Source organism: Turicibacter sp. KK003 (genome assembly GCF_037014675.1).
In the GTDB taxonomy this organism is placed as follows: domain Bacteria; phylum Bacillota_I; class Bacilli_A; order MOL361; family Turicibacteraceae; genus Turicibacter; species Turicibacter faecis.
Genome location: NZ_CP142738.1, coordinates 2,100,895 through 2,120,871, shown reverse-complemented (window position 1 = coordinate 2,120,871; position 19,977 = coordinate 2,100,895). Strand labels below are relative to the sequence as shown.

Here is a 19,977-nt window from a genome sequence, read left to right as displayed (position 1 = left end):
AATAGGGTGATATAATAAGTTTACCCCCCACCCAGGGGGGGGAGGAGGTAGTAAGAGATGAATGAAGAAAAAAAGAAAGCAATCCAGGTGTTAAAAACAGCACGTGGTCAAATAGATGGGATTATTAAAATGATTGAAGAGGATCGTTATTGTATGGATGTGACAAATCAGATATTCGCTTCTCAGGCGCTCTTAAAACGAGCAAATATTTTAATATTGAAACAACATTTAGATTACTGTGTGACTCAGGCCTGTCTTAACGGAGGCAGTGAGGAAAAAATTAATGAAATTATCTCTGTGTTGGAGCGTGCTATCAGTAAATAAACGGGTAGAAATCCATTAAAGGAAGAGAATGAAAGAGGAGGCTACTAGATGACGAAGAAAATATCGATGAAAATTGAAGGGATGAGTTGTTCATCGTGTGCGAATCGATTAGAGAAGGCCATTAATAAGCTAGAGGGGATTGAGCAAGGAAATGTTAATTTTGCGACGGAGATGTTAACAGTGGTTTATGATGAGGCGAAAACATCACCCATGGCAGTAGAGTTAGCGGTTGAAAAAGCGGGATTCAAAGTGAGAAAAGATATAAAAGATTATTCCTTTAAGGTTAAAGGAATGAGCTGCTCATCATGTGCGAACCGCCTTGAACGTCTTGTTCAAAAGTTAGAGGGGGTCGAGGCGGCAAGCGTGAATTTTGCAACTGAAAAGTTGACGGTAAAGCTAAATGCCGATGTGATTGGATATAATCAGCTTAAGGAGGCGACCCAGTCGGCCGGATTTGAGTTATTAACGGATGAGGAGATCAAGCAGCAGCCAACGAAGGAAGTGAGCGAGGCCCACCGATTGTTTAAGCGATTTATGATTTCTCTCATTTTTTCGGTGCCTCTTTTAATTATTTCAATGGGCCATATGGTGGGATTACCCCTTCCGCACATGATTGATCCAATGAGGAACCCTCTAAATTTTGGATTGATTCAACTTGTGTTGACGTTACCTGTTGTCTTCACAGGGTATAAGTTTTATCAGGTCGGCATTAAAAATTTAGTTCAATTAAGTCCCAATATGGATTCGTTAGTCGCGATTGGGACATTGACCGCCTTTTTATATAGTTTATTTGGTATTTATCAAATTTCGCAGGGGGATGCACATTATGCGATGCATCTTTACTTTGAATCGGCAGCCGTTATTTTAACTTTAATTACGCTCGGAAAATATTTAGAGGCAGTCTCGAAAGGAAAAACATCTCAGGCAATTAAAGCGTTAATGGGGCTCGCTCCAAAAACGGCTACTGTTGAAAGAAAGGGTGTGGAGTTAGAAGTTCCGATTGAGGAGGTCATGGTCGGAGATCTTGTCCTTGTGAAACCTGGTGAAAAGTTGCCTGTTGATGGAGAGGTCGTAGAAGGAATGACGGCCATTGATGAGTCGATGTTAACGGGTGAAAGTATTCCGGTGGAAAAAACCGTAGGAAGTCAAGTCATTGGGGCCAGTTTAAATAAAACAGGCTTTATTAAATATAAAGCGACACGAGTGGGGCGCGACACGGCATTATCTCAAATTGTGAAGTTAGTCGAGGATGCCCAAGGATCTAAAGCTCCGATTGCTAAAATGGCGGATATTATTTCTGCTTATTTTGTTCCTATCGTCATGGGATTGGCTGTGATTTCCTCACTTTTATGGAAAGTGTCAGGCGAAAGTGATGTATTTGCCTTGTCTATTTTTATTTCCGTTTTAGTGATTGCCTGTCCGTGTGCGCTTGGATTGGCAACACCGACGGCTATTATGGTCGGAACAGGAAAAGGTGCGGAGTATGGGGTCCTCATTAAAGGGGGAGAAGCCCTAGAAATGACGCACCGTTTACAGACGATCGTTTTTGATAAAACAGGAACGATTACAGAAGGGAAGCCGAAGGTGACCGACGTTTTAGCGTTGTCCCTATCCGAAGAGCAATTATTAAGTTATGCAGCGAGTGCCGAGAAGGCGTCCGAACATCCGTTAGGAGAAGCGATTGTTCGCGAGGCACAGGATCGGGGCTATGCTTTATGCGAGTTAGAGTCATTTCACGCGATGATTGGTCGTGGAATCGAAGGTGTGATTTTAGGTCAGAAGTTGCTTATTGGTAATCTAAAGCTTATGGTTGAACATCAGATCGATGTCTCTTCTTTACAAGAAAAAACGGATGAATTAGCCTATGAAGGAAAGACTCCGATGTATATGGCGATCGATGGAGAGTTAGCTGGTGTGATTGCCGTAGCGGATACCGTAAAAGAGAGCAGTAAAAAAGCAATCGAGACGTTACATCAGATGGGAATCCAGGTGGCAATGATTACTGGGGATAATCAAAAAACGGCGGATGCGATTGCGCGTCAGGTTGGAATTGATCTCGTGTTGGCGGAAGTGTTGCCAGCTGATAAGGCGAATGAGGTTAAAAAGTTACAACAATCGGGACGTAAGGTCGGAATGGTTGGAGATGGGATTAATGATGCGCCCGCTCTTGCTCAGGCCGATATTGGGATTGCGATTGGAAGCGGGACCGATGTTGCAATTGAGTCGGCTGATATTGTCTTAATGAAGAGTGATTTAATGGATGTTTCAACCGCTATTCGACTAAGCAAGGCAACGATTTTGAATATTAAGGAAAACTTATTTTGGGCTTTCGCCTATAATGTGCTAGGTATTCCTGTAGCAATGGGAGTTTTACATTTATTTGGCGGACCGTTATTAAATCCAATGATTGCGGCAGCAGCGATGAGTTTAAGTTCAGTTTCTGTTTTACTTAACGCGCTCCGTTTACGTAAATTTAAGGCTTAGGGAATGAAAAAGGTGAGCAGATAGTTGCTCACCTTTTTTGTTTGGGAAAAGGCTTGATCAACAAAAGGATGGACGTGTCCATGTTTGAAAGAGTTTAACTTTTATTTCGGTTAAGCACACAGATGCAACGGGCTTATGGGATGCCACCTTTTTTATCTATAGAAAAACAAGGTGTGATCACCGGTTAGTCACAAAAAGAACACAATTTTGTAGGTAAATATTGGTAATCTTTTGTGTGCGATGACGTATAATGTACTAGATGAGATAAAAAAGAAAGTAAAAAATGAAGCTATTTGCCGTATCAATTTATGAAGTAGTTATCGTAGTAAAAAGGTCAAGGACCTCATAAATCTTACACTTGAGCGTGTAAAGAAATAGAATGGAGGAATGGTAACGTGAGAAGAAAACTTCGATTACATGGAATGAGCTGTAAAAATTGTGTGACACATGTGAATAGAACATTACAATCCCTCGAAACAACAAATTTACAGGTTTGTGTAGGGGCGCAATCAATGTTAGTGAACACCGGCGGAACAAGTGCCTTAATTCAACAGGCCATCGATGGTGCGGGTCACACCATACTCGGAATTGATTAATAAAAATTTCTCACACAAAAAAATTAATTAAATGAAAGACTGTCAAAACATTAAAGGGAATGTTAATTCCATGACAGAATGATGACATTTATTTATACAAGTATTTAAAAGGGTAGTTTCTCTAGTACAGAGGCTACTCTTTTTTTGTTGAAAAAAAGTAAGGGAGTGAGGAAATATTTAAAAAACTTGAAATAATCCGAAAAAAAAAGTATAATTATGTAAAAACAGTATGAAATTAGGGATTAGAGGCATGTTTAATGCGTTTATTCATGATAAAGGTAACCGATATTTTTTAGTAGGTCAGTGTTCTCATGAACTAATTGGAATTTCATTCAAGGTATTTTAGGATGACGTGTCGTATTTATAGGGATGATTTTCAATTAAATGATCATTAGAAAATAAAAAGTTGAAAATAAAGAAGTTTTAGTTTGTGGAAGGTAAAGGGGAATAAAAAAATGAAACGAAATATTTTACGTTTTAGTTTATTAATTGGCGCTATTTTCATTAGCTGTTGTTTAGTTAAATGGATAGTAGGAGGAAGACCTAAGGATTTTTCTAGTATACAAATTATACCTAATGATTATTACACACGTTCTTATCTTGTTTATGGGAATTCATCGGGTGAAGTCATTGATAAGGTGAAGTTACCAAAAGGAAAAGGAGTCGGATATTCGTCACTTCGCCAGACGGGGAATACTGTTTATTTTGATGCTTACCCGGAGATTTCAACGATTTTAACTTATAATACTCAAACCCAGACCTTAGATGAATTAATGACATTAGATCGGAAATATGAAAGTATTAATCCTTATTCTGAACAATTAGCCGTGATCATTAATGGTGGTTTTTCGGGTGATGGGGAGTCTTATCGTTCAGGGATTTGCTATTTAGACGAATCATGGGAATGTCTAGATTTAGAAAGTAATCTTCATATTTGGACGGGAACTACATTTAAGGATAAGATATATGTTTATGCAGATGCTGCCTATCCCCAGTTTGATGAAAATGACAATATTATAAGGGAAGAAAAAATATTGATTTATGATAAAGAATTCAATCAAGTAGCTTCAATTGATGTGAATGAGGAATTAAATTTAGGACGAGACGTGATTTATTTTTATCCTTATCAAGATTCATTATTTTTGTTAGGAGAAGGACTAGAGACTGGACAGTTTACGATCCTGGAGGTGGATGAACAGGTACAGGTAAAGTCACGACTGAGTTTTGCAGAAACGAATAATGAGGCGAGAAATCTTTGTACGCCGTTATCCTTTTTCGAAGAAGATAAGGGAAACCTTATATTAGAATTGGCGTGTGATAAGGCTAAAGGATCAGAGGGTTACGATCCTGCAACGGTACAAGAAGATAACTTATTATTGAAGCTGGACTTTAATCATTTGGATTCAACTTCCCCCGCTATCAAAGAAATCGGAGAACACCGATCGGTTGGAGTAAACTTTGAAACAGATCAGCTGTTAACCCTAAATCGAGTCGGTAAATCTTCGGTTCATTCCGTTCATGTCTATAATTTAGATTTTGAATTTCAAGAGGTAAGAGAAATTGAAAAATTTGATCATCGGCTACCAACACTTATCGATTTTGCTGAAAGAAAAGATAACTGAATGATAGAGTCATTTCTGAAATTTTTCGAAACAAAAAAGGGTCACCACATCGGTTGTGGGACCCTTTTATTGGTTGCGATCAATATGAATATGGTTAGTAAGACGGAAAAGCGAAGAAACAAGTAAAATTCCAAAAGCGAGTGAACCAGCAATCGCAATCGTGTGAATAAATGTTTCTAAAAAGGCGTCGATATCCCCGGTTAGGGCGTGTTCCATCGTGTAATAAATTCCGCTACCGGGCACAAGTGGGATTAAGGCAGCGATGAGATATACAGTAATCGGAACCTTATGGATGCGTGCCATAATCTCTGAATAAAGTGCAATAATAACGGTGGCAATAAAGTATTGAATAAGGTCTGTTCCTAAAAAAGAAGACCAAACAAATGCAAGCCATCCAAGCGAGCCACCGAGTGAGGCATAAAGTACCATTTTTCCGCGAATATTAAAAATGATGCAAAATCCGGCGGTTGCAATAAAGGCATAGAGACAAGGTAATATAATATCCAAGAAAATCCCTCCTAAAAAGATGATGAGATGGAAAAGGCAATCCCTGTTCCAACAGCAATTGACGTTGCGGTTAATAAAGCCTCAGTCATTTTTGTTTGACCCGCAATAAAATCACCTGCAATAATATCTCGAACAGAGTTTGTAATAGCTACCCCAGGAACGAGATTCATGACAAGTCCAATAATCATTTTATCGACATGGAGAGCTAAATGAAAGTGGCAGATGAGGTTTGAAAGGAGCCCACATAAAAAACTGCATAAAATCGTTGTAAAAAAGGGATTCGTTCTTAACTTTGTCAGATGATAGGCCGTTATTTTTAAGAGAGGACCAATCCAAAAGGGCCAAAAAGCATCAACAAATGCCCCTCCAAAAAAGAGGGTGAACATTGAAGAAGTAATGGCATAGGCCATTAATTGAGCGTAAAAACCGTAGATAGGCCGTTTAGAAATCTCATCTAATTGGGCGTCCACAATATTTAAATCAGGGGTATTTTGACAAATTTGTCGACATAAATGATTTAATCGCTCGACCTTATCTAAATTCGTTGTTCGGTCGTGAATCCGCTTAGTTTTAGTTAAATTAATATGTTGGGTGGTCATTAAGGTGACGATGATAGTATTTGGAATTGCGTAAACATCCACCTCGCGTGCACCATAAGCTAACACCATTCGACGAATGGACTCTTCAACGCGATAAATCTCTGCTCCATTTTCAAGAAGCATAGTTCCGAGTCGCATACTGACATTTAATAATTGATCAAAATTCATGAGAAATACCACCGTCTTTCATAAATAATATGTTTGCAGATAGGAGAACATTTTGTTGATTATCAGTCACCTTTGGAATCGAAATAAGGGGAATGATCGTTCTGAATCTATAAGAATTTGTCTTTATTATATAAGAAAGAAAGGGGCCTGTTAACCCTAATTTTTTATTTTGATAGAATGCACAAAAACAAAGAAAAAAAATAAAAATTTTTTCTTAAAGGAATGTATATTTTAGTTTACATATTTTTGGTATGTATGTTATAATAAATATAACTTAATAGTCTTTTCTAATTTAAATTTGAACCACTGGGGTAGTATTTAACTCGAACATTGATTGAAATTATTTGAAATACGGCATTAAGAAATAAAAAATCTTAGGAGGTACTTGATTATGACAACAGGTACAGTAAAATGGTTTAACTCAGAAAAAGGTTTCGGATTCATCACTGTTGAAGGTGGAAACGATGTATTCGCTCACTTCTCAGCAATCCAAGGAGAAGGATTCAAAACTTTAGAAGAAGGTCAACAAGTTTCTTTCGAAATCGTTGAAGGAGATCGTGGACCTCAAGCAGCTAACATCGTTAAATTATAATTTTTAACTTCATTAGCTTAAAAGCTATAGATAGACATTCTATCTATAGCTTTTTTTAATTTTATAGTCTAAAAAAGAAATAGGTGTATATATTTAATAGTAGGAGTTAAACAAAGTTAGTTTAGGTAAAAAAATAAATTGTTACTGGCAGGACTGCTCGTTTAATAGGCCACTTTTTATTTAAATAGGTGGGGAAATGAAAGGTTTGTTATCGTTTGATGGGTCATAATTACTGAAAGCGAGGGATTAACCATGGATGAAGCCATGAGATTATGTATTAAAGAAGCAATAGAGGGAGTAAATAATGGGGATGGTGGACCTTTTGGGGCGGCTATTTTACAGGATGGAAAAATAATTGCATTAGAACATAATCAAGTGATTAAAACAAATGATCCAACGGCTCATGCTGAAATCAATGCGATACGTCGTGCTTCGCAAATCCTAAATCGTTTTGATTTAAGTGATTGCATCTTAGTGACGTCATCGGAACCTTGTCCGATGTGCCTAGCCGCGATTTTATGGGCAGGTATAAAAAAGGTGTATTACGGATGTAACGTGCGTGACGCCAAGGAAATTGGATTTGCCGATGAATTTATTTATGACTTCTTAAAGGATAAATCTAAAAACTCCCCCACTATTGCTCTAGAAGAGATGCTTCGTGAAGAGGCGTTAGAGGCTTTTAAAATTTGGTATCAGAAAAAAGATAAGATCCCTTATTAAGAGGATAAGGAGGAATTATTAGATGATAAATTTAAGTTACGGAATGCCCCAGTTAATGGATGTGGACGGAATGGAAGAGAATTTTCAACTCTGCAAGGAACTAGGGCTCGATTTTGTTGAATTAAATTGTAATTTACCGATGTGCCAACCTGAAACAATGAATGTTCAGTATCTTAATCGCCTAAAGCAACAGTATGGTGTTTCTTGTACGATTCATTTACCTGAGGATTTAGATTTGGGTCATTTTAATCGTCATGTTCGTGAGGCTCATTTAAAAGTGTTAGAGGAGGCGATTGGGGTAGCTGATCGACTTGGATGTAAAATTTTAAACATTCATATGAATTCGGGAATGGAGTTTAAAACGCCGGAAGGTGAGATAGCTCTTTATGAAAAATACGAGTCAAAATATTTAGATAATATTAGAGCGAGTTTAGAACTGGTTGATATTTGGTTAGGTGGAACGGGTGTACAGATTGCGATTGAGAATACGGGGGTATTAGACCGGCGATATATTCAAAAGGCAGTAAATGAGCTACTTAAGAGCGGAAGGTTTTGTTTGACCTTCGATGTAGGACATGATTATATTGCTTCTCATAAAGATCAAACGTTTATCTTAAACCATCGCGCTCTGATTAAACATCTTCATCTTCATGATGCAACGTTAGAGCGCGACCATCAACCATTGTACACTGGGGATGTAAAGATTGATGAGGGGTTAAAGTTGGCCTTGGAAAATAAGACGGGTGTTTTAATTGAAGTTAAAACAAAGTCAGCTCTTGAAACCTCAGTGGCAAAGTTAAAGGAAAAAGGGTATATTCGTTAAAAAACCTCCACGATGGAGGTTTTTATTTTGAAAATTCGGATTCAAAAAACTCAATTTTGGCTTGTAATATTCTTTCAAGTCCTGTGATAGCATGGGTAAGTTCAGATAAACAATTTTTAGACGTATAAAGTTCAGCGGGGGTTATCCCTTGTGAGTTAACGATATCAGTTAATCGCTTTGCTTCTGTATAAATCGTATCTACGAAAAAAGATTCCTGTAAAGCAATAGACGCAATTAAATTATTAATAGCTTGATTATGATTCGGTTGTTCGGGTGATAACATATTAAAATTCCTCCTTAGTCATCCTAAAAAATCAACGACACCTATACTTTATTTTATGCATCATCGGTTAAGATGTTATTAAAAGCTCATGTTATTTGTCTAAATAAGATAAAATTTTTTCCAGGTTAAATGTGATGTGTTTTATTGTTTAATTATTAGAAAATACGTTACAATAATAAGGATTATAAATGAGTTGGAGGAATGAATCTGTGGTTAATTATATTGCAAAGGTAACAATTTATGTAAATAACCAAGAAGAGGCGAAACAATTTTGGACAGAAAAAATGGGATTCATTTGTCATGAACAACCGATGGGACCTCACTTTAAATGGATGGAAGTTCGCCCAAAAGAAGCAGAAAAAACTTCTTTTGTTATTTATGAAAAGGAACTCATGCTAAAACAGAATCCAAAGGCAAATGTGTTACACCCTAATGTGATTTTAAGCACAACAGATATTGAGGGTGCTTATCAACAATTGCAAGCAAATGGGGTAAAGGTTGGCGAGTTACAAATCATGCCTTACGGAAAAATGTTTACATTCGAAGATCAAGATCACAATATCTATCTTCTTCGTGAAGATCAATAAAAGGGGTGATGGAGCGTTCCATTCCCCCCTTTTTTAATTTTGTATAATTTGGAATGACTTGACTTATAATAACTATAGGTCAGAGTGAGCTTTTACGACTTCAATATGTTTAGATAGATGTACGCTTACTTTGTAGCGCACCATTGTTTAATTATTTAGTGACGCTCATAAATTTAGAAATCTCTTTTTATCTATCGTATAAAAAATGAAAACAGAGATAGATGATTAGTCGATGGTGGAATTTTTAAACGGATGTTTAGGAATTATTTTAAAGGAAGGGTATGTTTAAAAAGAAGTTGTTCATTCTAATAATGTATACTTGAGGAGGTTGGTTGGTGTGGAAAAGAAGATTCGGTTAGCGAGTTCAATTATTGTTCCAACATTATTATTTGTACTATTTACAGTTTCTTACCAAAATTATCGTCCGCAGGAAAGTGTCAAAGAATTACTAGAGGATTATAAAAATTTACAATATAATACGGATGATGTCGCTGTTAAATTAACTACGAATTCAGCGGTTGAAACCGTCCTATTAAATAAGGTATTACCTAATATGAATTATAAAGTATTACAAAGTCAGATTGATGATGATAAAGCAATTGTGACGCTCGAGGTAAGTAATGTTAATTTAGATCATATGCTTCAACATTATGAATCAAATGTCGTAGAACAAACGATTAAACCGATTGAGGATGATGTTCTTGAGGCATCCGCTCATATTGATGATTTAGAGGTTAGTTTGCTTGTAAATCTTATTGATAACCCAGATATTCAAAAGGATTACATCACCCAACAAATTGAAGTAACCTTACACAAACAAGGAAGTGATTGGGTTCTTGAAGATAGCGATGAATTATTTAAGGCAGTGATTGGAAGTCAGTCAGACGTCATTTCGTTTGAGCATTTAGTAAGAGAAACAAATTGAAATTAAAAGAGACTATTTCGCTAAAGCAAAATAGTCTCTTCTTTAAGTTTTCTTAAATAGCATGAGTGGATGAGATAGGGGGCATGATTAAAGAAGTTTTTGTTCGAAAGGGAAAACAGAAGTTGATGCGTATTAACAAGGGTGGTTGGTGGCATTTTTTTGAAGGATGTGACAATAAAACATAATTTTAAAAAATAAAAGTCATATTATTTGTGTTTTAGAAAAACGTACGATATAATAAATTTGTCTTAAAAAAAGACAAAAAATATTGCAATAAATTTCTTGCCAAGCTTTTTAACAGAAATTTATCCCCTCAAATAATTATTAAAACCTTAAAAGACAGGTCCAGTTACTTCTCGTAACTGGATTTTTTATTTTGATCGGATAGATGCTGTTTCTTCGTTAAGGGAGATTAAATAACATACATTTAACCATATATCTATAACATCTAAACATAGAAAGAAAACGTTTTTAAGTTTATAATGAAAACATATTCAAAATCAATAAGAGCGAGGAGAGAAGAGAATGCCGATCTTATTTAACGATCAAACAAAAGAGTTTCACTTATATAATCAAGCAATTAGCTATATTATGACTGTTTTACCGAATGGGCAATTGGGGCAATTATACTATGGAAAGAAAATTCGTCATAATGCATCGTTTTCTCATTTGCTAGAACAACGTCCGCGTCCGTTATCAGCGTGTACATTTGAAGGAAATATGAGTTTTTCATTAGAACATATTCGTCAAGAATATCCATGCTATGGAACGGGGGACTTCAAATATCCAGCTTATGAAATTTTACAACAAAATGGTAGTGATATTACCGAGTTCGAATACGTTTCACACCAAATTTATAAAGGAAAACCAACGTTAATTGATAAGATGCCGTCAACTTATGTTGAGTCAGATGAAGAAGCAACAACATTAGAAATTACATTAAAAGATGCGTTAATTCAAACAGAATTAGTTTTAACGTATACGATTTATGAAGAGCGTCCGGTTATTACACGTCATGCGACATTTAAACATTTAGGACAAGAGGAAGTAACCTTAACAAATGCCATGAGTATGGCAGTTGATTTTCCAGATTACAACTATGAAATGGTTGAATTAACGGGAGCATGGTCAAGAGAGCGCTATGTAAAAAATCGTAAATTAGAACATGGAATTCAGTCTGTGTATAGTATGCGTGGAGCTAGTAGCTCAAATTACAATCCATTTTTAGCATTAAAACGTCCGCAAACGACGGAAAATAGTGGAGAAGTGTATGGATTTAGTTTAGTATATAGTGGAAACTTCTTAGCACAGGCAGAGGTTCATACCTATGGTACGACACGTGTGATGATGGGATTACATCCAAATCGTTTTAATTGGGTATTAAAACAAGGTGACGTGTTCCAAACACCAGAAGTTGTTATGGTTTATAGCGAAGATGGATTAAATGGAATGAGTCAAACGTACCATGAATTATATCGTACACGCTTATGCCGTGGATATTGGAGAGATCGCGTACGCCCAATTTTAGTAAATAACTGGGAAGCAACGTATTTTGATTTTAATGAAGATAAAATTGTATCAATCGCTAAAGATGCTAAAGAATTAGGAATTGAATTATTTGTATTGGATGATGGATGGTTTGGTAACCGCGAAGATGATACTGTAGGTTTAGGAGATTGGTACGTTAAAAACTTCGATAAGTTGCCAAATGGAATCGCCGGACTTGCGAATCGTGTAACGGATCTTGGAATTAAGTTTGGGTTATGGTTTGAACCTGAAATGGTAAATAAAAACAGTGATTTGTACCGCGCACATCCTGACTGGATTTTAACAACACCAAATCGTGGGGCTTGTCATGGACGCCATCAATTTGTCTTAGACTTCTCACGTAAGGAAGTGGTTGATTACATTTATGAAGCAATGGCAAAAGTATTATCAGAAGCGCCTATCTCTTACGTAAAATGGGATATGAATCGAAATATTACAGAATGTTTCTCAGCAGTTGCATCAGCTAAAGATCAAGGAAAAGTATTCCATAAATATATTTTAGGGGTTTACGACTTATATGATCGTTTAACGACTGAATTCCCAGAAATTTTATTTGAATCATGTGCGAGTGGGGGATCACGTTTTGACCCAGGAATGTTATATTACGCACCACAAACATGGACAAGTGATGATACAGATGCTGTGGAACGTTTAAAAATCCAATATGGAACATCAATGGTTTATCCGATTAGTAGTATGGGTTCACATGTCTCAGCTATTCCTAATCATCAGTTATATCGTAATGCGCCGCTATCAACACGTGCCAATGTCGCGTATTTTGGAACATTTGGTTATGAGCTTGACTTAAATAAATTAACAGAGGCAGAAAAGAATGAAGTGAAGCAGCAAGTTGCCTTCTTTAAAGAATACCGTGAGACCATTTTTAATGGAACATTCTATCGCTTATTAAGCCCATTTGAGGGGAATGAAACATGCTGGATGATTGTTTCACAAGATCAAAAAACGGCACTTGTTGGATATTATCGTCCGTTAAATGAGGTCAATGTAGGATTCCGCCGCGTTAAATTACAGGGGTTAAATCCAGATTTAAAATATACGGTTTCAATTAATGAGACCACTAATTACGGGGATGAACTCATGAATGCTGGATTGATTACATCTGATGGTTCATGTGGAGAAAATAAAGCACCATACGATGGAACAAATGGTGATTATCAGTCACGTATTTATTTATTAAAAGCAGAATAATGCCACCACACATTTCGCACACGCCTACAAAAAAGGGAACGACTAATGATTTAATCGTTCCCTTTTTCATGTTGGTGGGGGTCGCTATCCCGTTTATAGTGGTTTTGAGTATTAGCCTTACGGTAATTTAAGGGACTTAACCCTGTTATTTTCTTAAAAGCTTTGGAAAAAGCCAGTGGATCATTGTAGCCACACGAGTTAGCGATGGTATGGACGGCAAGTTCCGAATTAATAAGAAGTTCCGATGCCTTTGTAATTCTAAATTTCATTAAAAATTGTTGCGGGGAAAGATGAAGTGTTTGTTGGAATAGGGTCGTTAAATAGGTACGACTTAATGAAACGTAATTGGCAATATCGGTCACTAAAATAGGGTTTTGATAGTTTTTTTGAATATACTCGACTGCCTTGCTAATATAAAGATTATCTGTTTCAACATCTTCCTCATAGGGAAGTTCTGCCGATTTCGCTAACGTCGCAAAGAATAAAAAGAGAATACCTTGCAACGAGAGTTCATGATAGTGTCCCCATGTATCGTGCTCAAGCATTTGCTCAAGGTACTGAGTCAGTTGTTCAGATTCTTGGCATCCAAATGTATAGTCTGTTTCTCCCATTCCTCCATACTTTAAATAAGTTTTTGCCTTACTCCCATTAAATCCAATCCATAAATACGTCCAAGGATCGGTTTCATCGGCTTGATAAAAGGTTAATTCTCCGGGGCGAATTAAAAAACCTTGCCTTGCTTCAATCGTATATTTTCGATCGTTTACATAATAATATCCTTTTCCTTTAATCACATAATGAATCAGGTAGTTTGGTCGTACGGCTGGGCCGAAACTATAACCAGACGGACAATTCTGGCGCCCACAATATAGGAGGTGGAAATCTTCAAATGTTGGATCCTTGAATTTTAAAAATGAATACTGTTGCGTCATACAAGCTCCTTACGGTTACTAAGATTTCTTTATTTAGATTATAACGCAAAACTTATTGAAACGATATCGTAGAATTTGTAGAAAAAAATAAAATTATGATATGATAGTGGAAATAATAAGATTGAATTCAAAGGTGAGAGGTACTTAAAAATGAACGCTCAATTAAATGGATTAATTGTAACCAAAGAAAGCCCTAATTATGAAACGTGTTGTTTATCTTGGAACCGTGCAATCGATAAACATCCATCTATGATTATTTATTGTCAGCAAACTGAAGATGTTGTTTTTGCTATTCATTATGTGAGAGAGAAACGACTCCCTTTTCGCGTGCGATCAGGAACTCATCATTATGCAGGATATTCAACGGGAGATGGAGTAGTGGTAATCGATGTAAGTCGAATGGATAAGATTGTATTAACTGATCAGTCAGTCACTGTTCAGGGGGGAGTTCGCAATCGGGAATTGTATGAAAAAGTTTGTCAGGCAGGATATGCGTTTGCTGGTGGGGGGTGTCCGACCGTCGGTGTTGCGGGGTATACATTAGGTGGTGGATGGGGATATTCTAGTCGATTGTTGGGGTTAGGGTGTGATTCGTTAATTGAAGCAGAAATTGTGATTGCTAGTGGAGAAGTACTCACAGTGAATCAAAAACAACATGCTGAATTGTTTTTTGCTCTTCGAGGAGGCGGTGGTGGAAACTTTGGAGTTGTTACCTCTTTAACCTATCGCCTCTCACAAAAAAGAGCAATAGCGACGCTTATCAATATTGATTATCCACACCAAGATTTTGAAAAAGTGGCCGAGGTGGCTTTAATATACCAAACACTTTTTCATGGATTGGACCGTCGAATGAATTTAAAAATGGCGATGTACCATAGTGATGGAAAAGGAAGAGGTGTTAAACTTACAGGTTTATTTTACGGGCAAAAAGAAGAAGCGGCGATGTTATTAAGTGAATTTTCATCTGCTCCTCTATTTGATTTGAGAGAGATGAGTGTATTAGAGGCTAATCGTGAAATTCAAGATAGTCACCCAGACTTTGAAATGTATTGTTCAGGTGGTCGATTTGTCATGCGCGATTATACAAGGGATGAGTTCATAAACATGTTGAATTTAATGGAGGAGCGGGCACAGGGATCTGTTTATACCGCACTAACACTGTATGGATTAGGGGGCGCCATTTCAGATATCTTAGGTTCTGCAACTGCCTTTTATTATCGAGATGCTAGATTTATTATTGGGTTTCAATCGGTGTTTGAAGATAGGAAATATAAAGAAGAGAATATTCTTTTTGTTCAGGAGCGTTTTTCTACACTTCGTACATACACTAAGGGATCATTTATTAACTTCCCAATAGAGCAAGGTGAGAACTATGAAAAAGAATATTATGGAGATAACTTAGCGCGACTTCAAAGGGTGAAAAGAACCTATGATTCCGATCATCTTTTTAATTTTGAGCAAAGTATTCGTGGATAGAGGATAAAATCTTTTTAATGTCTTTTAAACATTGACAGTTAAAGTAGCGATTGATAAAATGAGATAGATTTTTTTAGAAGAGAGTGATGAATGATGACAGATATGACGAAAGGAAGTCCGGCCAAATTAATTTTGGCTTTTACTATTCCTATTTTAATTGGTAATTTGTTTCAACAGTTCTATAGTATGGTCGATACAGCCATTGTTGGTCAATTTGTTGGCGTTGGGGCATTAGCAGCTGTTGGGGCAACGGGAGGCGTTATTTTTTTAGTTCAAGGTTTTGTAAATGGATTAACGCATGGGTTTTCAGTGATTGTTTCTCAACGCTATGGGGCCAATGACGAGCTTGGAATTAAAAAGGCAACGGCAACCTCAATTTACCTATCAGCGATTGCGACGGTTGTTTTAACAGTGATTTGTGTATTACTTGCTAAACCGGTTCTTCAATTAATGAATACACCCGTTGATATTTTAGAAGATGCAACTTCTTATGTGACGATTTTCTTTGGAGGATTAGTTTCAATTATTGTTTATAATTTATTGGCGTCTTTATTGCGTGCATTTGGGGATAGTAAAACGCCACTATATTTTTTAATTTTAGCTTCAATTACAAATATTATTTTAGATTTAGTGTTGATTATTAATTTTAAAATGGGTGTCGCGGGAGCGGCAATTGCGACGGTTGTTTCACAGGGGCTTTCGGGATTATTATGCTATTTCTATATGATTAAAAAGTTCGATATCTTGACCCTCAAGAAAGAACATTTTAAGTATGATCCGATGTTAGTTAAAGAGTTAATGTATGTGTCGTTACCAATGGCACTTCAATACGCGATCACAGCGATTGGAGTGATGATTTTACAAGTGGCAGTGAATAGTTTTGGTTCAACGACTGTAGCAGCTTTTACAGCAGCGACGAAAGTAGAACAGCTAGTGGTTCAACCGGGAATTGCAATTGGGATGACGATGGCAACCTATGCGGCCCAAAACCTAGGAGCACGACGTATTGATCGTGTACGTCAAGGGGTCCGACAAAGTACATGGATTACAATCCTAACAAATGCTTTATCAAGTGTTATTGTTATTTTTCTAGGGAGTTATATTGTTCAATTGTTTATTCCCGCAGAAAATGTCGAGGCTTTACCTATTTCCATGGAGTATTTAAAGATTACTGCTATTTTTTATCCCGTTTTAGGGCTCCTATTTTTATATCGCTTTGCGCTTCAAGGTCTTGGAAATACTGTTGTTCCCATGTTCGCAGGAGTTATGGAGTTAATTATGCGTACGATTGTTGCTTTTACTTTGCCAGGGCTACTCGGGTATCAAGGGGTTTGTTTAGCGAGTCCGTTAGCTTGGATTGGTGCAACTGTATGGTTAATTTGGTCATACTTTAGAATCATTCCAAAACTACAGTCTGAGCATCCGGTAGCAACGTTAGATTAAAATGAAAGAAATCCCTCATCCAGTTTAGGAGAATGGGATTTCTTTTTTTTTATAAAAAGGTTGAATCCTCATCGGATAGATAGATGAGGATTTGTCGGAAATGAAAGTAAATTGCTGGATATTGAGGTATAGTGATAAGAGGGGAAAAATAAAGTGCGTTATCGTTGATGTTGGAACTATTAATGGTTATAATATGAGTATATTTAGATATTCAAAATTGAATGGAGGACTCTAGGATGAAATTTTATATTTGCCCAGAAAAACAAACAGTAATCGAAGTTGTTGAAGGTCAACAAGCACCATTAACTTGTGATGGAAAACCAATGGAAGAATTAGTACCTAACTCAACAGAAGCTGCAATTGAAAAACATATGCCAGTTTTATCAATTGAAAATGGAGAATTAAAAGTATGTGTGGGTGAGGTAGAACACCCAAGTATCGAAAAACATTGGATTCCATTCGTAGCTGTTAAAGCTGGAGATTTAGTATTACGTCGTTCAATTAAAGCAACTGAAAAACCAGAAGCTGTATTCCCATTAGGAAACTTTAAAGGGGAAGTTGAAGTTTACGCTTGGTGTAACTTACACGGAATTTGGAAAGCAACAATCACTGCTTAATTTATAAAGATGAGAGAGTCGGTAATATCCGGCTCTTTTTTTTTGTTTGATGAGATAATCATTTGGAGAATTACCGCCTTTCGAATGAAAGCTCTCGATGAATTACGAATAAGGGGGGGATAGGGAGAGAGAAGGTTTGAATCATACAAAAATATTTAACACGTGAATTAACCCTTTTAGGGAAATTATCTTATTAAGGATTAGCCACTTTTTAGGCTGATTATTCTTTGGTAGGAACTTAAAAAATCAGCGGGATGTTTGAACGAATAATAAGTTGTTTATAATACAGCTATACTAAGATATGACTCGATAATAGAAAAGTGATTGGATAGTATACGAGTTCAAGCAATAGAAAAAAGGGTGATGACACACAAATAGGTGAGTTGCCAAGATGAAACGGATAAGAAGGGAGGAAGATGTTACTAGAACACGAATTGGATAAAAGTTAGCAATCTGTCGCGATAGACTTTCAACGGAGTCACTTCGTCTGTAGACGAAATGAACGAGTAGGATGTTTAATGTACGATTAGTTTTCAGTAACATTAATTTATGAAAATTGGATTAAATTGTAATCAGGCAAGTACAGAATTAAAAGAAAAAATTATTTCTTATTTTCAAGATGAAACGGATAAGAAGGGAGGAAGATGTTACTAGAACACGAATTGGATAAAAGTTAGCAATCTGTCGCGATAGACTTTCAACGGAGTCACTTCGTCTGTAGACGAAATGAACGAGTAGGATGTTTAATGTACGATTAGTTTTCAGTAACATTAATTTATGAAAATTGGATTAAATTGTAATCAGGCAAGTACAGAATTAAAAGAAAAAATTATTTCTTATTTTCAAGATGAAGGGCATGAGGTTATAGATTTAACGGATAATTCCGATCAAAATCCTTTGAATCAATCAAAGTGGACAGTTGAAAAGGAATGGACAGTCATCAAAGAGCCGAATTGCCAATCGTCTCGACCCCATGCAGCATTGATGGTCAATCGTTTACCTGCGACTTCTATTATTGGAGTAAAGGAGAACACGATGACATCCGTAAGATTAGGGGCCGATCTTCCACAGCTTGTTTCAATGGCCAACGAGGCATGGATAAAACCTGCCTTATATAGACAGATCAATTATAAAACGGTATGGGCGACCCTTAAAAGAGCAAATCATTGGAAACACTCAGTAAAAAAATGGAGAGAGAATCATCGTAAAAATTCAAAAGAAAGCTCCGAAAACGAAAAAATTCAATGAAAGGGAAGTATGGGGGGCATTCTTGAAAGTTGTCTAACTCCCCTTTCATTAATCATTCTCTAATCTAATGTTTAGGATAAGAATGTTTTTCTTTATAGAAAACTTAGGTTAAACACGCCCCTAATGATAAAAAATATAGATTTTACAAAAGTATATATAAAACGACATAGCTGTGCGAATAAGTGAACAATCTTTTCTTTTTTTGCAGAAATTTAGGATGAATCATTTTCTAAATTGGTAGGATAAAACTATAAATAGAAATAGGTGGTAAAATCTTATGTTTTCTAGATGGATGGGTATTTTTTCTTGTAAGCAGCTAGGCACTTTTCCTGTATAATGTGCTTAGATAAAATAAATATAGTAAGTTATAATGTGGGGTATTAGGGTAACTTATTATATCAGTTAGAGAAGAGAAATGAAGATGATAACGATTGGTTATCATGGATTGGAAGGGGAAGCATCATGGAATTAACAGGAGTAAAAAAGAGTACGACAACACCAATAACTAAAGCAGATGTGGTAAAGCAACTAAAAAAATTAAAACTTGCTGATTTAGATTTATTGGTGGTATATGCAAACTTGGAGGCATTTGATTATATTATTGGTGGGGCTCAGACCATTGTTGAGGCCATTTATGAAGTGACAGGGTATCTTACGACAATCGTTATGCCTGCTCATTCTATTCACCAATCATGTCCAACCTTTTTTGATGAAGCATTGCCAAAGAAGTGGAAGGAATTAATGGTGAAGCATACGCCTGCGTATAATGAAAGTCTGTCACCTATTTTATCAGGTGAAGTGGCAGAAGCATTTGCCCGTATGCCTCGGGTTTACCGAAGTGCTCATCCGGTAGCCTCATATTTAGCTTCAGGTCGTAAAGCGGCTTGGTTTATGTCAGGTCATCAATTAGGTTCGATGTTCGGTGAGCAATCTCCCGTACAAAAGTTGTATGCACAAGATGCAAAGGTATTGTGTTTAGGAATTGATTATAATCAATTAACAGCTCTCCATTTGGCTGAATACTATGCAGATTGTCGACCAAAGAAAATGCATGAGGCTATTGTGAATCGAGAGGGAGAAGCAAAGTTAGCTGAGTTTGAGGATTTAGCCTTTGATTCAACTGTTTTTAATGAAATCGGTGCGGCCTATGAGGCAGCAAACCATGAGGTGCCAGTTTTTGAAATTGGGAAAACAACGTGTAAATTAGTAGATTACCGCACATTAATTGATTTTGCTACGGATTATTTAAAGGCGAAATAAAAAGGAGTGAGACC

Annotated in this window: 19 protein-coding genes; 15 read left to right on the top strand and 4 right to left on the bottom strand. The window is 36.6% G+C overall.

Going from position 1 to position 19,977, the window contains the following annotated elements; translation table 11 throughout:
* The first annotated feature begins 57 nt into the window (after positions 1-57).
* From VXM77_RS10330 to VXM77_RS10315, 4 genes are all read left to right on the top strand, one after another.
* Positions 58-324, top strand: a complete 267-nt coding sequence (locus VXM77_RS10330; RefSeq protein ID WP_161831842.1) for a metal-sensing transcriptional repressor — start codon at positions 58-60, stop codon at positions 322-324.
* 48 nt (positions 325-372) lie between these two features.
* Positions 373-2,808, top strand: coding sequence for a heavy metal translocating P-type ATPase (locus tag VXM77_RS10325; protein WP_161831843.1), 2,436 nt, complete (start codon positions 373-375; stop codon positions 2,806-2,808).
* 395 nt (positions 2,809-3,203) lie between these two features.
* On the top strand, positions 3,204-3,404 hold the full coding sequence (locus VXM77_RS10320; protein WP_338506287.1) for a heavy-metal-associated domain-containing protein: 201 nt from the start codon (positions 3,204-3,206) through the stop codon (positions 3,402-3,404).
* A 455-nt stretch (positions 3,405-3,859) separates the two neighbouring features.
* The gene (locus tag VXM77_RS10315; RefSeq protein WP_338506286.1) at positions 3,860-5,026 is read left to right on the top strand and encodes a hypothetical protein; all 1,167 of its coding nucleotides are present in this window, start codon (positions 3,860-3,862) and stop codon (positions 5,024-5,026) included.
* Positions 5,027-5,092: 66 nt separating this feature from the next.
* On the opposite strand, the gene VXM77_RS10310 is transcribed toward VXM77_RS10315, so the two are convergent.
* Together VXM77_RS10310 and VXM77_RS10305 are read right to left on the bottom strand one after the other, a co-directional pair.
* A complete protein-coding gene (locus VXM77_RS10310; RefSeq protein WP_161831846.1) occupies positions 5,093-5,533 on the bottom strand; it encodes a threonine/serine exporter family protein in 441 nt (146 codons plus the stop codon).
* An 11-nt stretch (positions 5,534-5,544) separates the two neighbouring features.
* Positions 5,545-6,300, bottom strand: coding sequence for a threonine/serine exporter family protein (locus tag VXM77_RS10305; protein WP_338506284.1), 756 nt, complete (start codon positions 6,298-6,300; stop codon positions 5,545-5,547).
* Between the two features lie 391 nt (positions 6,301-6,691).
* On the opposite strand from VXM77_RS10305, the gene VXM77_RS10300 reads away from it, so the two are divergent.
* The 3 genes from VXM77_RS10300 (at position 6,692) to VXM77_RS10290 (ending at position 8,435) form a co-directional block, all read left to right on the top strand.
* Complete coding sequence (locus VXM77_RS10300; protein ID WP_161831848.1) at positions 6,692-6,892, top strand: cold-shock protein; 201 nt, start codon at positions 6,692-6,694, stop codon at positions 6,890-6,892.
* 252 nt (positions 6,893-7,144) lie between these two features.
* Positions 7,145-7,612: a nucleoside deaminase gene (locus VXM77_RS10295; protein ID WP_317452438.1), complete on the top strand. Its 468-nt coding sequence runs from the start codon at positions 7,145-7,147 to the stop codon at positions 7,610-7,612.
* A gap of 22 nt (positions 7,613-7,634) precedes the next feature.
* Positions 7,635-8,435 carry a sugar phosphate isomerase/epimerase gene (locus VXM77_RS10290; RefSeq protein ID WP_262953482.1) on the top strand — a complete coding sequence of 267 codons (801 nt, stop codon included), beginning with the start codon at positions 7,635-7,637 and terminating at the stop codon, positions 8,433-8,435.
* A 22-nt stretch (positions 8,436-8,457) separates the two neighbouring features.
* On the opposite strand, the gene VXM77_RS10285 is transcribed toward VXM77_RS10290, so the two are convergent.
* Positions 8,458-8,718 (bottom strand): hypothetical protein, encoded by a 261-nt coding sequence (locus VXM77_RS10285; RefSeq protein ID WP_161831851.1) that lies wholly within the window; start codon positions 8,716-8,718, stop codon positions 8,458-8,460.
* Positions 8,719-8,927: 209 nt separating this feature from the next.
* Between VXM77_RS10285 and VXM77_RS10280 the strand changes: the two genes are divergently transcribed.
* The 3 genes from VXM77_RS10280 (at position 8,928) to VXM77_RS10270 (ending at position 12,987) form a co-directional block, all read left to right on the top strand.
* Complete coding sequence (locus VXM77_RS10280) at positions 8,928-9,305, top strand: VOC family protein (protein WP_161831852.1); 378 nt, start codon at positions 8,928-8,930, stop codon at positions 9,303-9,305.
* A 337-nt stretch (positions 9,306-9,642) separates the two neighbouring features.
* Entirely contained in the window at positions 9,643-10,230 is a 588-nt protein-coding gene (locus VXM77_RS10275) for a hypothetical protein (protein ID WP_161831853.1), read from the top strand.
* Between the two features lie 525 nt (positions 10,231-10,755).
* Positions 10,756-12,987: an alpha-galactosidase gene (locus VXM77_RS10270; RefSeq protein WP_161831898.1), complete on the top strand. Its 2,232-nt coding sequence runs from the start codon at positions 10,756-10,758 to the stop codon at positions 12,985-12,987.
* A 50-nt stretch (positions 12,988-13,037) separates the two neighbouring features.
* Here the strand turns inward: VXM77_RS10270 and VXM77_RS10265 are convergent, their stop codons facing one another.
* On the bottom strand, positions 13,038-13,919 hold the full coding sequence (locus tag VXM77_RS10265; RefSeq protein WP_161831899.1) for an AraC family transcriptional regulator: 882 nt from the start codon (positions 13,917-13,919) through the stop codon (positions 13,038-13,040).
* A 150-nt stretch (positions 13,920-14,069) separates the two neighbouring features.
* On the opposite strand from VXM77_RS10265, the gene VXM77_RS10260 reads away from it, so the two are divergent.
* From VXM77_RS10260 to VXM77_RS10240, 5 genes are all read left to right on the top strand, one after another.
* Positions 14,070-15,395: an FAD-binding oxidoreductase gene (locus tag VXM77_RS10260; RefSeq protein WP_338506280.1), complete on the top strand. Its 1,326-nt coding sequence runs from the start codon at positions 14,070-14,072 to the stop codon at positions 15,393-15,395.
* A gap of 90 nt (positions 15,396-15,485) precedes the next feature.
* Positions 15,486-16,838 (top strand): MATE family efflux transporter, encoded by a 1,353-nt coding sequence (locus tag VXM77_RS10255; RefSeq protein WP_237658920.1) that lies wholly within the window; start codon positions 15,486-15,488, stop codon positions 16,836-16,838.
* A gap of 236 nt (positions 16,839-17,074) precedes the next feature.
* Positions 17,075-17,455, top strand: a complete 381-nt coding sequence (locus VXM77_RS10250) for a desulfoferrodoxin family protein (protein WP_161831901.1) — start codon at positions 17,075-17,077, stop codon at positions 17,453-17,455.
* A 777-nt stretch (positions 17,456-18,232) separates the two neighbouring features.
* Positions 18,233-18,703, top strand: coding sequence for a hypothetical protein (locus VXM77_RS10245; protein ID WP_161831902.1), 471 nt, complete (start codon positions 18,233-18,235; stop codon positions 18,701-18,703).
* Positions 18,704-19,165: 462 nt separating this feature from the next.
* Entirely contained in the window at positions 19,166-19,963 is a 798-nt protein-coding gene (locus VXM77_RS10240; RefSeq protein WP_338506277.1) for an AAC(3) family N-acetyltransferase, read from the top strand.
* The last annotated feature ends 14 nt before the right edge of the window (positions 19,964-19,977 follow it).